This window comes from Pseudomonas rosaeacicularis, assembly GCF_057128745.1.
In genome coordinates this window covers 94222-109169 of the sequence record NZ_JBSKHT010000023.1, presented here as the reverse complement: position 1 = coordinate 109169, position 14948 = coordinate 94222, and the positions used below count along the sequence as shown (strand labels likewise).

The 14948-nt window shown below is 59.2% G+C and carries 8 protein-coding genes; 4 read left to right on the top strand and 4 right to left on the bottom strand.

Features of this window, described 5'->3' with window-relative positions; all coding sequences use genetic code 11:
* Positions 1–176 precede the first annotated feature (176 nt).
* The 3 genes from recC to recD are packed head-to-tail and all read left to right on the top strand — an operon-like array spanning position 177 to position 9444.
* Positions 177–3662: an exodeoxyribonuclease V subunit gamma gene (recC, locus tag ACWKWM_RS25855; protein WP_483848831.1), complete on the top strand. Its 3486-nt coding sequence runs from the start codon at positions 177–179 to the stop codon at positions 3660–3662.
* Positions 3659–7360 carry an exodeoxyribonuclease V subunit beta gene (recB, locus tag ACWKWM_RS25850; protein WP_483848830.1) on the top strand — a complete coding sequence of 1234 codons (3702 nt, stop codon included), beginning with the start codon at positions 3659–3661 and terminating at the stop codon, positions 7358–7360. Before recC ends, recB begins: the two co-directional genes overlap by 4 nt.
* The gene (recD, locus tag ACWKWM_RS25845; RefSeq protein WP_483848829.1) at positions 7357–9444 is read left to right on the top strand and encodes an exodeoxyribonuclease V subunit alpha; all 2088 of its coding nucleotides are present in this window, start codon (positions 7357–7359) and stop codon (positions 9442–9444) included. Before recB ends, recD begins: the two co-directional genes overlap by 4 nt.
* Positions 9445–9586: 142 nt before the next feature.
* Here the strand turns inward: recD and ACWKWM_RS25840 are convergent, their stop codons facing one another.
* The 4 genes from ACWKWM_RS25840 to ACWKWM_RS25825 form a co-directional block, all read right to left on the bottom strand.
* A complete protein-coding gene (locus tag ACWKWM_RS25840) occupies positions 9587–11095 on the bottom strand; it encodes an amino acid ABC transporter permease/ATP-binding protein (protein ID WP_483848828.1) in 1509 nt (502 codons plus the stop codon).
* A 114-nt stretch (positions 11096–11209) separates the two neighbouring features.
* Entirely contained in the window at positions 11210–12013 is an 804-nt protein-coding gene (locus ACWKWM_RS25835) for an ABC transporter substrate-binding protein (protein WP_483848827.1), read from the bottom strand.
* A 65-nt stretch (positions 12014–12078) separates the two neighbouring features.
* The gene (locus ACWKWM_RS25830; RefSeq protein WP_483848826.1) at positions 12079–13143 is read right to left on the bottom strand and encodes an isopenicillin N synthase family dioxygenase; all 1065 of its coding nucleotides are present in this window, start codon (positions 13141–13143) and stop codon (positions 12079–12081) included.
* 13 nt (positions 13144–13156) lie between these two features.
* Entirely contained in the window at positions 13157–14008 is an 852-nt protein-coding gene (locus ACWKWM_RS25825) for a sugar phosphate isomerase/epimerase family protein (protein ID WP_483848825.1), read from the bottom strand.
* A gap of 479 nt (positions 14009–14487) precedes the next feature.
* Between ACWKWM_RS25825 and ACWKWM_RS25820 the strand changes: the two genes are divergently transcribed.
* Positions 14488–14940 (top strand): (2Fe-2S)-binding protein, encoded by a 453-nt coding sequence (locus ACWKWM_RS25820; protein ID WP_483848824.1) that lies wholly within the window; start codon positions 14488–14490, stop codon positions 14938–14940.
* The last annotated feature ends 8 nt before the right edge of the window (positions 14941–14948 follow it).

Sequence of the window (14948 nt, the reverse complement as noted above, 5' to 3'; positions counted from 1 at the left end):
AGAGTAGGTCATCGTCAAGATTAAATTCCGAAACCCCTCACCGCTTGCGCGGTGAGGGGTTTTGTTTTGGGCGGCCGAAAAATCCTCATCTGCGTAAGCCACCATCAATCACAACCCCGGGAACCACCTTCAAGGTTACACTTCGCCCCACTAAATCCATTGGCGAAGGAGCTGTCATGCCAGTCACATCCAATCTAAACGCCGGTTTCATGGTGGTACACGGCAACCGGCTGGATGAACTGCGCAGCTTGGTAGTCTCATGGATGCGGCGCTACCCGCTGGCCCCACTAGAGAACGAAGTCGCCTTGGTGCAAAGCAACGGGATTGCCCAATGGCTAAAAATGGCTTTGGCCGAAGATGCTGTTGATGATGACCAAGGGGGATGTGGCATCGCCGCTGCCGTCGATGTGCAACTTCCCGGCAGTTTCATGTGGCAGCTTTACCGATTGGTATTGGGCCGCGAAGAAATCCCCCTCACCTCGTTGCTCGACAAGGCACCCTTGACTTGGCGTCTGATGCGCCTGCTCCCTGCTCTAATCAATCAACCTCATTTCGAACCACTGCAGCGCTTCCTGACAGCGGACACTGACCTGCGCAAGCGGTATCAGTTGTCCGAACGTCTCGCCGACCTCTTTGACCAGTATCAGGTATACCGCGCCGACTGGCTGGAAGACTGGGCCGCAGGCCGTCACCAGTTGAAAAACGTCCGTGGCGAAGCCAAACCGTTAAAAACAGAAAATTGCTGGCAAGCCGAACTATGGCGCGCATTGCTACTGGACGTCGGTGCAGAAGGCATGGCGCAGAGCCGCGCAGGCGTGCATCAGCGTTTCATGGAGCGCATCAAAAAGACGACCGAGGCGCCCTCAGGATTACCCGTACGCGTTATCGTTTTTGGCATTTCATCACTGCCCGCTCAAGCGCTAGAAGCTTTAGCCGGACTCGCCAGGTTCAGTCAGGTTCTGTTGTGCGTTCACAATCCATGCCGACACCACTGGGCCGACATCGTCGCCGACAAAGATCTGCTTCGGCATGAGTACAAACGCCAATCACGCAAACCCGGCATGCCGGTAGTGCTAAACCCTGAAGCCCTGCATCAGCACGCCCATCCCTTGCTGGCTGCGTGGGGAAAACAGGGCCGTGACTACATCAATCTGCTCGACAGTCACGATGATCCCAACAACTACCGCTCTGCTTTCAGAGATGGGCGGATCGACCTCTTCAGCGAGAGCGATCCGCAAACCCTCCTCAATCAACTGCAAGACGACATTCTTGAGCTGCGCCCACTCAGTGAAACTCGCGAGCGTTGGCCTGCTGTTAACCCCGGACAAGATCGCTCGATCCGGTTTCACGTCGCTCACAGTGCCCAGCGTGAAGTCGAAGTCCTGCACGATCAGTTGCTCGTACGCTTCCACAAAGATCCCAATCTCCGCCCCCGCGACATCATTGTCATGGTCCCCGACATCGATAGCTACGCCCCGCACATTCGCGCCGTGTTTGGGCAGCTTGATCGTGATGATCGACGCTTCATTCCGTTCACCTTGGCGGACCAGGGGCAGCGAGGCCGTGAACCGCTGCTGATCGCCGTCGAGCACCTGCTAAAGATTCCCGACAGCCGCTTTCCCGTCAGTGAAATTCTTGACCTGTTGGACGTCCCCGCACTCAGAGCCCGCTTTGGCATTAACGAGCGGGACTTGCCCACCTTGCACCGCTGGATCGAAGGTGCGGGTGTGCGCTGGGGGCTCGATGCACGACAGCGCGCGGGGCTTGGGCTTCCAGAGTTGCTCGAACAGAACAGCTGGCACTTCGGGCTGCGACGTATGCTGCTGGGTTACGCCGTCGGAGCAGGAGCGGCGTACGAAGGGATTGAGCCATATGACGAAATCGGTGGCCTGGATGCCGCGCTGATCGGACCTTTGGTGTCGCTGATCGACGCGTTACAAGTAGCTCACCACGAACTGTCGCAGCCCGCCGAACCACAGGTGTGGGGCAAGCGGCTGCAAGCGATCATGCAGCTGTTCTTTACGGCCGACAGTGAGCACGACGATTACTTGCTCGCCCAACTGGAAACCCTGCGCGAGACGTGGCTGGAAACCTGTGAGTCCGTCGGACTGCACGAAGTGCTGCCCCTGACCGTGGTCCGTGAAGCCTGGCTTGCGGGACTTGATCAAGGGCGTCTCTCACAGCGCTTCCTTGCGGGTTCGGTCAACTTCTGCACGCTGATGCCGATGCGCGCGATACCGTTCAAAGTCGTCTGCCTTCTGGGCATGAACGACGGCGATTACCCCCGGGCTCAACCGCCTCTGGATTTCGATCTCATGGGCAGTGACTATCGCCCCGGGGACCGATCCCGCCGCGAGGATGACCGCTATCTGTTGCTTGAGGCGTTGCTCTCCGCGCGCGAGCAGCTGTACATCAGTTGGGTGGGCCGCAGCATTCGCGACAACTCCGAACGCCCGGCATCAGTGCTTATCGGTCAACTGCGCGATCACCTATCCAGCGGCTGGAGGCTGGCAAACGCAGCCGAGCCCGAAGACAACAAAAAGCGTGATCCGGGTCAGCAGTTGTTGCACAAGTTGACCCTAGAACACCCGTTGCAGCCCTTTAGCGCCAAATACTTTCACGAGAGCCCTGAGTACTTCAGCTTCGCTCGCGAATGGCAGGTGTTGCACGAGACTGCTGCGGCAAAACCGGAGCAATTGCAGCTAACAAAGCACCAGCAAGAAGAGCCGCTGAGCCTCATGCAGTTGCAGGATTTCTTGCGCAATCCGGTCAAACATTTTTTCAGTCAGCGCCTGAAAATCTTTTTCGAAATGGCTGAAGCGCCCCTCGCCGATGAAGAACCCTTTGTTCTGGATGCGCTTGAGCGTTACGGCCTGAGCGACAGCCTGCTACAAGCGGCGCTGGCCCAGCCCGATCAAATCGAGGCCGCGCTTCATGCCCAGGCCAATCGTTTGCAAGACAGTGGTCTGCTGCCAATGGCGGGGTTTGGAACCAGCCTTCAGGCAGAACTCATCGAGCCATTGCCCGATCTGGTTCAGCGCTATCACTCGCTGTTGATTCGATGGCCCGAGCGACTGCACAGCGCACTGCCAGTGACTTATCAGCACCAAGGTGTGGAGTTCGACGGTTGGGTGGATGGCTTGCATCAAAACGCCTCCCACGAACTGCTGTCAATTACGGCCATCCCCAATGCCATCGGCGGCAAGAAAACCCGTAAATGGCATCGCCTGACCCGCCCCTGGGTCAATCATCTGGTGGCGTGCGCGTGTGATCTGCCCTTGACGACTGCGCTGGTTGCGAGCGACGAGACGCTGTTGTTGGCACCTTTGGAAAAAAACCAAGCGGCGCAAACGCTCAATGACCTGCTGCTCGCCTGGCAGCTCGGCATGCAGCGCCCGTTGCCCGTTGCAGTGAAGACGGCGTTTGCCTGGCTCGGCCAGACCGACGAAACAAAAGCCGAGGCCTCTGCGCGCAAGGCGTACGAAGGGGACGGCCAGACCACCGATGGCGAGCGACGCGAGAGCACCGCGCTGGCTCGGCAGTTTCCGGACTTCAACGCACTGCTCGATAGCGAAGAATTCGTCGGCTGGTGTGAGGCGCTGTACAAACCGATTTTCGACGCGCCTTGGCAATCGCTGTCCAGCGAAGAGGCGGGAGCATGAGTATCCAGACCAACAAACCACTGGCCCTGAGCTTCCCACTCAAGGGCAGCCAACTGATCGAAGCCAGCGCCGGCACGGGCAAAACCTTCACCATCTCTGCGTTGTACTTGCGACTTGTGCTGGGCCACGGTGGTGAGCTGTCGGGATTCGGCCGCGAACTGCTGCCACCGCAAATTCTGGTGGTAACTTTCACCGACGCCGCGACCAAGGAGCTGCGCGATCGCATCCGCACGCGTCTGGCCGAAGCCGCGCGATTCTTTCGCGCAGAAATTGAAGCGCCGGACGCGCTCATCGCTGATTTGCGAAACGAGTTTGAACCCGAGCAGTGGGCTGCGTGTGCTAGCCGTCTGGACATTGCCGCGCAGTGGATGGACGAGGCGGCGGTTTCGACCATTCATAGCTGGTGTCAGCGCATGCTGCGCGAACACGCCTTCGACAGCGGCAGCCTGTTCACCCAGACGTTGGAAACCGACCATAGCGATTTGCTCAGCGAAGTGCTGCGCGATTACTGGCGCAAGTTCTGCTACCCCATGACCGGCGACGCGTTGGACTGGGTGCGAGCCAACTGGAGCGGGCCAGCGGCGCTATTGCCGCGCGTACGAGCGTTGTTTGGCAGCGACAGACCTGTCGTCACCCAGAGCCCGACTCAGGTGATTGAACAGTCGATTCACGAGCGTCGCGAAGCGCTGAGAGTCCTGAAATCGCCTTGGGCCAATTGGGCCGCCGAGCTGCATGCGATCTGCATCGACGGCGTGCAATGCAAGATCGTCGATGGCCGCAAGATGCAGGAGCGCTATTTCAGGCCGTGGTTCGACAAGCTCATTGCCTGGGCCAACGATGAAGCTCAGGAGCAACTCGACCTTGGCACCGGCTTCACGCGCCTGACCCCCGACGGCATCGCCGAAGCGTGGAAAAGCAATCCGCCTTCGCACCCGGCGTTCGAGGCGATGGTTGAGCTGAAAGTTGCGCTGGACACGCTGCCCACGCCAGACGCTGCAGTCCTGGAGCACGCGGCTCAATGGGTCGGTGCGCGTTTTGAAGAAGAGAAACGCCGCCGCGCGGAAATGGGCTTCGATGACATGCTGATGCGTCTGGATGCAGCCCTTCGGGGCAGCGGCGGCGAGCGTTTGGCGACGCTGATTCGGGAGCAATTCCCGGTCGCGCTGATCGATGAATTTCAAGACACGGACCCTGTGCAATATCGGATATTCGACAGCATTTATCAGCTCGAACACAGCAACGACGAGACTGGGCTGTTCCTGATCGGCGACCCGAAGCAGGCGATCTACGCCTTTCGCGGCGCCGACATCTACACCTATTTGCGCGCCCGCACAGCCACTCAAGGGCGCTGGCACACACTGGACACCAACTTTCGCTCAAGTCACGCCATGGTCGAAGCCGTGAACCATGTATTCGCCCGTGCCGAAACCAGCGCGACAGGGCGTGGTGCGTTTCTTTTTCGTAACGCTGAAAGCAACCCCGTGCCCTTTGTCTCGGTGGCGGCGCAGGGACGAAAAGAGCACTTCCAGATCGACGGCACTGTTGCGCCCGCACTGACTGTCTGGCAGCTGGAAACGGATCAGCCAGTGTCTGGCACCGTTTACCGCCAGCAACTGGCGGCCAGTTGTGCGAGTGAGATTTCGCGGCTGTTGAACGCCGGCCAGCAGGGCCACGCAGGATTCGCCAAGACAGGCGAAACGCTGCAAGGCCTGGTGCCAGCCGACATCGCGATTCTGGTGCGCGATGGCAAGGAGGCCCAGGCCGTTCGCGCTGAAATGTCAGCGCGTGGGATACGTAGCGTTTATTTGTCGGACAAGGATTCAGTGTTCGCTGCCCAAGAGGCCCATGACCTTTTGGCCTGGCTCAAAGCCTGCGCCGAACCCGACGCCGAGCGCACGCTACGCGCCGCTTTGGCCAGCATCACGCTTGATTTGCCCTTGGCGGAGCTTGAACTGCTCAATGAGGACGAATTGGCGTGGGAAACCCGGGTCATGCAGTTCCGTGGCTATCGCGCGATCTGGCGCAGCCAGGGCGTGTTGCCGATGCTGCGGCGCTTGCTGCACGATTTCAAATTGCCGCAAGCACTTATCCTGCGCAGCGACGGCGAGCGCGTGCTGACCAACCTTCTGCACCTGTCCGAATTGTTGCAGCAAGCCGCCGCCGAACTCGATGGTGAGCAGGCGCTGATTCGTCATCTGAGCGAGCACCTTGCGTTGTCGGGCCAAGCAGGCGAAGAGCAGATTCTGCGTCTGGAAAGCGATGAGCAATTGGTCAAAGTCGTGACCATCCACAAGTCCAAGGGCCTGGAATATCCACTGGTTTTCCTGCCGTTCATTTGCTCATCCAAACCGGTAGATGGCAGTCGTTTGCCGCTGCACTTTCACGACGAGCAGGGCCGTGCGCAGATCAGTTTGAAACCCACGGCTGCGCTGATTGAACAGGCGGACGACGAGCGTCTCGCCGAGGATCTGCGCCTTCTGTACGTGGCGTTGACCCGGGCCCGGCACGCGTGCTGGCTGGGTGTCGCCGACCTCAAACGCGGTAATAGCAGCAGTTCGATTCTGCACCGCTCGGCCGTGGGGTATCTGCTCGGCGGCGGGGCTATGCTGACCGAATCCACGGCGCTGAAGATCTGGCTGCAAGCACTGATCGAAGGCGCGCCCTCACTCAGCGTAGAGCGGGTGCCGGAGCTGACCAAAGAAATGTTTGTCCCGCCGCAGAATGAAGCCGCGCTGGTCAAGCTGCGCGAGCCCCGGCGCAGCGCCAAAGAGAACTGGTGGATTGCGTCCTATAGCGCGTTGCGCATCGGCGACATCATCACCGACAGCGGCGATCAGTCTCCTGACAGCCCTCAGGCGCAGAAGCTGTTCGACGACGAGCGTCTGGACCCGGATGCACCGCGCGAGGTGCTGGTCAGCGGTGGCGATATCCACAGATTTCCACGCGGCCCAAACCCAGGCACCTTTTTGCATGGCTTGCTGGAATGGGCTGGCGGCGAGAGCTTTTCCGTCGCCGCTAATGATCCGAAGGCGCTGGAAAGCGCGGTCGCCAGACGCTGCAATCGACGCGGTTGGGAAGGCTGGATTGTCACATTGAGCGACTGGCTGCAGCACCTGCTGACCTTGCCGTTGCGCCTTGCCGAGGATGATCAGCCGGTGGCGTTGTGCGATCTCGATCAGCCCAATCAGTACCGTGTCGAGATGGAATTCTGGTTTGCCAGCCACAAAGTCGACGTTGCGCAAATGGACGCGCTGGTACGCCGCTACACCCACAACGGCGCGCCTCGCGCAGCAGCAGAAACCTACTCGCTCAATGGCATGTTCAAGGGCTTCATCGACCTGACGTTCGAGCATCAAGGCCGGTATTACGTGGCCGATTACAAATCTAACTGGCTGGGTCTGGATGACGACGCTTACACCGAGCACGCCATGGAAACTGCGATCCTCGACAACCGCTACGACCTGCAATACGTGCTGTACCTGCTCGCGCTGCATCGTCAGCTAAAGGCGCGTCTGGCCGATTATGACTACGACCAGCACATGGGCGGCGCGCTGTATTTGTTCGTGCGTGGCAGCCGTTCGGCCAGTCAAGGCGCCTGGTTTACCCGGCCGCCCCGAGCGCTGATCGAAAACCTCGACTTGCTGTTTCAAGGCCGGCCGTTGATCCAGGAAGACGTGTTGTCAGGAGAGTTTGCATGAGCCGTACCTTCGAGCAATTGCTGCCCACGGCGCTGGACGCGCAAAGCCTGATCGATCTTAAACCCCTGGCCGATGTCGATGATTTGCTGTTGTTGCTTGCGCGATGGGTTGAACGTGGCTGGTTGCGCGCGCTGGATAAAGCGTTCGTGGCGTTTCTCAGCGAACTGGACCCTACGGCGGACTCTTTGGTGCTGCTGGCGGCGGCGTTGACCAGCCACCAGTTGGGCCATGGTCATGTTTGTCTTGATCTGTATGAAACCCTGAAAGAGCCTGATTTCGCTTTGTCGCTACCCCCCGAAGGGGACGTGCAAAGCGGGCCGATGTTGCTGCCGTCCCAACTGCTCGTCGCACTCGACGGCGCCGCGTGGTGTCAGGCACTGGCGAGCAGTCCGTTGGTGGCTCAGGCCGGGGATTTGAGTGAGGCCGCGTCCCGTAAGCCATTGGTGTTGTCTGATCGGCGTTTGTATTTGCGCCGTTACTGGACTTACGAGCGGCGCATTGATGCCGCACTGAACATGCGTTTGAATCAGGTTGAGGCGGCGCCGGCTGATCTGGCTCAGCGTCTTGATGCGCTGTTCGGCCCGGCAAATGCTGCGCCTGACGCGCTGATCGACTGGCAAAAACTGGCCTGCGCCATCGCGACACGCGGCGCCTTCAGCATCATCACCGGCGGGCCCGGTACCGGCAAAACTACCACTGTGGTGCGCCTGCTGGCTTTGTTGCAATCACCCGCTGTTGAGCAAGGCAAGCCGCTGCGAATCCGTTTGGCGGCCCCCACGGGTAAAGCCGCCGCGCGCCTGACCGAATCCATTAGCCATCAAGTGCAATCGCTGGAAGTGCCCGAGGCGGTGCGGCAAAAAATCCCGAGCGACGTCACCACAGTGCATCGATTACTGGGAAGTCGTCCGGGTACGCGTCACTTCCGTCATCACGCGGGCAATCCGTTGCCGCTGGACGTGTTGGTGGTCGACGAAGCCTCGATGATCGACCTGGAAATGATGGCCAATCTGCTGGATGCGCTGCCATCGCACGCGCGTATGGTTTTGCTGGGTGACAAGGATCAATTGGCCTCGGTGGAAGCGGGCGCCGTGCTTGGAGATTTGTGTCGTGATGCCGAGGCGGGTAGGTACAGCCCACAGACTCAAGCGTGGCTGGAGTCGATCAGCGGTGAAGATTTGAGCCACAGCGGCCTGACTCAAGGCAGCGATGCGCAATACCCATTGGCGCAGCAAGTGGTGATGCTGCGTCACTCTCGACGCTTTGTGCAGGGCAGCGGCATTGGGCAACTGGCCAAGCTGGTCAATCAGCAGCAGGACCAGCAGGCCCGCGCGCTGTTGGCTGGCGGCACTTACAAGGATCTGTTTTCCCTCGCGCTCAAAGGCGAGCAGGATCGGGCGCTCACCAGGTTGTTGCTCGATGGGCACGGCGACGGTCCCCAGGGCTATCGGCATTATCTGGGCGTGCTCGCGGCGCTGCGTCCTGAGGCGCTAGCGCCGATTGAAGACCCGAGCTGGACACAATGGGCGCGGGCGGTGCTTGGCGCGTTCGATGAATTCCAATTGTTGTGCGCCGTGCGCAAAGGGCCGTGGGGCGTTGAAGGCTTGAACCAGCGCATCACTCGGACGTTGTTCGACGCGCAGATGATCGAGAGCGATCAGCAATGGTACGAAGGCCGCCCGGTGCTGATGACCCGCAACGACTACGGGCTGGGCTTGATGAACGGCGACATCGGCATTGCCCTGCGTTTGCCCGAAGGTGCGCCGCAAGAACAGCGCCGAGCGCTTTGCGTGGCGTTCCCTCGTAACGATGGCAGTGGTGGCGTGCGCTTTGTTCTGCCAAGCCGGCTGAACGATGTGGAAACCGTGTATGCGATGACCGTCCACAAGTCCCAAGGCTCGGAATTCGCGCACACCGCGCTGATCCTCCCCGAAGCGCTGAACCCGGTGTTGACCAAAGAGCTGATCTACACCGGCATCACCCGCGCGAAAAACTGGTTCAGCCTGATCGAGCCCAGACAGGGAGTTTTTGAAGAAGCGCTGCGGCGTAAAGTGAAGCGGCTGAGCGGGTTGATGCTGGAGTTGTGATATCCGCAACCCCGTTGGAGCGAGGCTACGCCGTTCTGTTGGAGCGAGGCTTGCCCGCGAAGCTGAGAATGCGGTGTGTCAGGTAGATCGCATCGCAGCCTTCGGCAGCTCCTACAAAGAGCCTTGCTCCAACAAAGGGAAATCACATCCCCATAAACTTCTTGATCCGCTCGCCACTCTGCGCCGCGCGAATCACTTCCGGCGAGGCATCTAGCTGCACAACGCCATTCTCCATAAAGATCACTCGGTCCGAGATCGACATCGCAAAATCCATCTCGTGAGTAACGATCAACATGGTCATGCCTTCTTTGGCCAGGTCGCCAATCACCTTGAGCACATCGCCCACCAGCTCAGGGTCGAGCGCTGACGTCGGCTCGTCGAACAACATGATCTGCGGGTCCATCGCCAACGCCCGGGCGATGGCGACACGCTGCTGCTGACCTCCTGACAATTGATGCGGATATTTCAGCGCATGAGCCAGCAAGCCAACCTTGTCCAGCAAGGCGTAGGCACGTTGCTCACTGATGGCTTTGTCGCGGCCGTGGTAGCGCGGCGCAAGGGTGACGTTGTCTAGAATGGTGCGGTGCGGGAACAGGTTGAAGTTCTGGAACACCATGCCGATGCGCTGCACGCCCTTGCGGATTTGCGGCGCGTTGGGGCTGTCGCCGGCGTGAATGAAGCCTTCGCCGAACAGAATGATCTCGCCCTTATCGATGGTTTCCAGGCTGTTCACGGTACGGATCAACGAGGTCTTGCCCGAGCCCGACGGCCCGATGATGGAAATCACCTGACCGACGTTCACGTCCAGATTGATGCCCTTGAGCACTTCATGTTGGCCGTAGCTCTTGTGGATGTTCACCAGTTGCAACGCCGGTGCAGAGCCAGGTCCGGACTCCGCGCGATTACCCGCCGAAGCCTGTGCCACCAGAGAAGAGCGAAGGCGCTGCAGGCTCACATCGTCCAGCGTCTGTGGCTTGCGATTGTTCAACTCCAGATGCTGTTCGAGCCAATGAAACAGCCAGCCGAACACCGTCACGATCAGCACGTAATACACCGCCACCGCCGACAGCGTTTCCATCACCAGGAAGTTTTGCGCGTACAGCCGCTGGCCCACAGTCAGCAGTTCGGTCAGCGAAATCACTGATATCAGCGAGGTGAGTTTCACCACCGTGATGTATTCGTTGATCAGCGTTGGCAGAGAAATCCGAAACGCTTGGGGGATGACGATCAAGCGCTGCAATCCGATCAGACCAACACCCAGCGCGCGCCCGGCTTCCTTCTGCCCTTTGGCGACGGAAATCAAGCCGCCCCGGTGAATCTCTGCCATGTATGCCGCTTCGGTGACAACCAGCGCCAACAGCCCGGAGTAGAAGGGGTTGGACAGTACTTCTCGGGTGAACGGAAACATCTGCGGCAGGTTGTAAACGAACACCACCAAAACCAACAGCGGGACGCTACGGAAGAACCAGATATAAATCGACGCCGGTACACGAATCCAGCGCGTGGTCGAGAGCTTGGCCGAAGCCAGCAGGAAACCCAGCAGCATGCCGATGAACCAGGCGAGCCCGCTGAGCTCAATCACCGTGATGCACGACTCCCAGAAGTCCGAGACCGAAAACAGAGAAAAAAAGTAAGACCATTCGAATTGCATGTACACCTCAGCGCGGCAGATCCCTGTAGGAGCGAACTTGTTCGCGAGAGATCGGCCTGACACACCGATGTCTAGCCAACAAGTTGGCTCCTACAGGGGGGAAGCTTTCGGCCGTTAGTTAGCCGGTTCTTCCAGGTTGTATTTCTTCAGCAGCGCCGCGTACTCACCGGACTTCTTGGTCTCGTCGAAGGCCTTGAGCAGCGCTTGATACAGCTCGTCGTTGCCTTTCTTCACGTAGATGCCCAGCGTCTGTTGATAGATCGAATGCTCGGTGCTGACCACCACGCGGCCTTTGGTGCGCTCAGCGATCATGCCGGCAGCGCCGTCGATTTCCACCTGAGCCTGAACGTTGCCCGACAGCAGCGCCTGAGTCACTTCAGGCGCGGACGGGAATTCGCTGACTGAGATCGCACCCTTGTTGTTCGGGATGCAGTAGTCGGTCGACAGCTTGTTGAACTGCGCCACCCAGGTCGTGCCCTTTTCCAGGCCGACTTTCAGGCCGCACAAGTCTTCCGGCACCTTGGGTTTGATCGTGCTGTCCTTGAGCACCATGATCGCCGCGCCGGTCTTGGCGTACGCGATGGTCTGCGCCTGGGTCTGGCGCTCAGGGGTGATGTACATGCCTGAGATGATTGCGTCGTAGTGCCCAGCGTTGAGGCTGAGGATCAGGCTGGAAAACTTGGTATCGACGAACTCGGCTTTGAGGTCCATGTGCTTGGCCAGCATGCGCGACAGGTCCGGGTCGGAACCCACCACGTTTTTCTTCTCGTCGTAGGATTCGAACGGCGGATAGGTGATTTCCATGCCGACTTTGAACTGGCCAGGGGTCACAGTCGAAGCGGCGTGGGCCATGGTGGCGCCGAGGACGGCAGCGGCAAGCACGGTCAAGCGGACAACTGAGTTCATTTTGTTGCGCATCGTCGATGACTCCACGTCAGGAAGGAAAGGCACGGCTGGTGATAGGGCGTTGTCGTTGAACGGCATCAAGACGCTTCCTGCGTCTGGTTTTTCAGGTGGCCGAAGCTCGAAGGCTTGCGCGCCTTTTCGTACAACTTGATTTCTCCAGCTTCCACTTTGCGGCGCAGATACTGGTAGGTCTGCAACGCCTGGCCGAACATATGTTCGCCAATGGTGATCTCTTCGTAATCTTTGCCCGCTTGCGCAAACTGCGGCAGCGGCTTGATCTGGGTGTGGAAATCGCAGGCGTAAAACAGCGGAAAGGAATAACGCTCCTCGCTGACCGTGCGCACCCGATGAGCCGTAGCAACGAACGTACCAGCGGTCATCACCTCCAGCATGTCGCCGATATTCACAACAAATGCGCCTTCCACGGGGGGCGCGTCGATCCACTGACCCTGATCGTTCATCACTTCAAGGCCGGGCTTGTCGGCAAGCAACATTGTGAAGTACTCGTAGTCGGTGTGCGCACCAATACCGGGCGCATCCTGCGCAGCGCCGTCGAAGGGGTAATGAATCAGCCGCAGTTTAGAGGGCGGGCGCGTTACCAGTGCCTCGAAATAGCCCTCTTTCAGGCCCAATGCCAGTGCGAAGCCATCGAACAGCCTGCGGCCCAACGCAAATACGGCTGCGTAGTAAGCCTCGACGGCGGGGCGAAACCCCGGCAGATCAGGCCACTCGTTGGCGCCAATCAGCGGGGTTTTGGCAATCACCAGCGGGTCTTCGTCACCCACTTCAAAGCCAATATCGAAGGCTTCTTTGTGATCTGGTTTGCCCTTGGCGTAGACCTCTTCGCCCTCTGGCACAAAACCTTTATGGCTGCGCGAGGTGCCGATGTAATGCTGCATCTTGTAGTCAAGCGATTGCGCGAACAGGTCCTTGGCGGCCTGACGCAGGCCATCGATCAACGCAGGGTCGATGCCGTGATTCTTCACATACAGAAAGCCGACTTCACGGGCGGCCTTGCCCAGTTCGTCAGCGACCGCTTGACGCTGGTCGATGTCAGCGCTGAACAGGCCAGCGATGTCCACCACCGGAATGCTGTTGAAGTTGGCGACCCCAGCGGGTTTGGCTTGGATTTGATCAGGCATGGCGAAACGCTCCTTATCGGCTTGTTGTATGGGTGAAGCGCTGAAAATGTTCGCGTTGGGCTTTGGCCATCCACACGTTCAGCGACCACAGATCGGCCACCGGAACATTGGTGAAAGGCAGGTGATGTAGATAGCCATCGGCGCCGAATTCAGGGGTCAAGGTGCTGACCTGATAACCGCGAGCTGCTTGCGAGCGCCAGATCGCTTCCCAGTGCTGCTGATGGAAGTCCAACTCTTTGGCGTACTCGGGGGCGGCGGGGTGTGGGACTTGCGGGCCCTGGTCGTAACCGACGCGGGCCTGAATGTGATGCACGCGTTCGACGAAGGCGCTGAGGTCGTCTTCGGGGTCATTGAGCAAGCGCTCGCATGTCACGATCCAGTGGCTGATGTCGCTGGTGAAACGCAGCTCTGGGAGTTGGCGAATCAACTCCAGCGTCACCCAGGGATTGAACAGCGAACGGGCGCGGTGGGATTCGAAAGTGACCATTTGCCCATGCTTGCGAGCGACGTCCATGGCGCGACCGAAGAAGTCCACTTGCTGCGCCAGTTGCCAACGGTCGTTGCCGGCCAGCAAATTGACGAAGCGCGGAGACATTTCTGCCGCCCAACCGAGCTTTTTATCGAGATCGATCAGGTGCTCGTCGACCGTCGCCGATTGCTCGGGCAACACATCGTAGGCCGTGAAGACGGTACTGATGTAGCCGACGTCATTGGCACGCAGGAACGCAGCAAATTCAGCGCGCTCGCTGGCGGCCATGGGCAGGCGGGCTTCCATGCCGTCGAACCCGGCTTCGAGCATCTCATCGAGTGCGCAAGCCTTGCTCGCGGTATAGCCCCACAGCGTGCGGAAAATTTCCAGTTTCATCGAACGACCCCAAAGATTGCTGTGGACAGCTGACACGGCTCCGCCACGGCGCAAACCGAAACGGGTAACAAACGGCAGTGACAATCTGAAAAGGCAAACTTCGGGCCGTGTCTCTGTGGACGGGCTCCTTTATTGGAGCCGATCTTAGGGGCGTGCGAGGAGCTGGAAGAATAGGAATCCTCAAATGCATAGTTCAGAGATTTCTAAACTATAAAAAAATGTTTCATAAAGTTCTCTACCGGGTAGGAGCACGCAGGTACTATCTTTTTTTGCAGCGACTGACGACGATCTCCAAAAGATCGACCCCGCCCCGCGTTTTAGAGCGGTCAGGCGAGTGTGCAGGGGACTGCCTCGCTTTTATAAGCTCTGCGGCAATGTCCCGCTGGGCAAGCAAATCGAACAGAACCGACACCGCTGTGGACCAGCATCGCCAAGGCGATGAATCAGCGGCAACCGTGATGAATGCCAGAGGCTTTGCGATGCAAAAATTACTGATCAATGGTCAGGACCATGACGTGGATGTCGCCGATGACATGCCGCTGTTATGGGTCCTGCGCGATGTGCTGGGCATGACCGGCACCAAATATGGCTGCGGCATCGCCCAGTGCGGCGTTTGCACAGTCCACCTGGACGGCCAGGCGGTGCGCTCTTGCGTGCTGCCAGTGAGCGCGGTGGCGGGGCGCAAAGTCACCACCATTGAAGCCGTCGCTCAACTGCCGGTCGGCCAGGAAGTACAAAAAGCGTGGCTCGAACACGAAGTCGTGCAATGCGGTTACTGCCAGCCAGGCCAGATCATGTCCGCCGTCGCGCTGTTGCAGGCTTACCCTGACGCCAATGATGAGCAGATCACCACCGCCATGGCGGGGAATCTCTGCCGCTGCGCGACCTACACGCGCATTCGTGCCGCCATCAAAAGCGTCAGCAAGGCCTGAGGAGATAA

Bases quoted from the DNA above. Each gene is read 5' to 3' on its own strand.
- recC (WP_483848831.1), top strand. From the start codon at position 177: ATGCCAGTCACATCCAATCTAAACGCCGGTTTCATGGTGGTACACGGC.
- recB (WP_483848830.1), top strand. From the start codon at position 3,659: ATGAGTATCCAGACCAACAAACCACTGGCCCTGAGCTTCCCACTCAAG.
- recD (WP_483848829.1), top strand. From the start codon at position 7,357: ATGAGCCGTACCTTCGAGCAATTGCTGCCCACGGCGCTGGACGCGCAA.
- ACWKWM_RS25840 (WP_483848828.1), bottom strand. From the start codon at position 11,095: ATGCAATTCGAATGGTCTTACTTTTTTTCTCTGTTTTCGGTCTCGGAC.
- ACWKWM_RS25835 (WP_483848827.1), bottom strand. From the start codon at position 12,013: ATGCGCAACAAAATGAACTCAGTTGTCCGCTTGACCGTGCTTGCCGCT.
- ACWKWM_RS25830 (WP_483848826.1), bottom strand. From the start codon at position 13,143: ATGCCTGATCAAATCCAAGCCAAACCCGCTGGGGTCGCCAACTTCAAC.
- ACWKWM_RS25825 (WP_483848825.1), bottom strand. From the start codon at position 14,008: ATGAAACTGGAAATTTTCCGCACGCTGTGGGGCTATACCGCGAGCAAG.
- ACWKWM_RS25820 (WP_483848824.1), top strand. From the start codon at position 14,488: ATGCAAAAATTACTGATCAATGGTCAGGACCATGACGTGGATGTCGCC.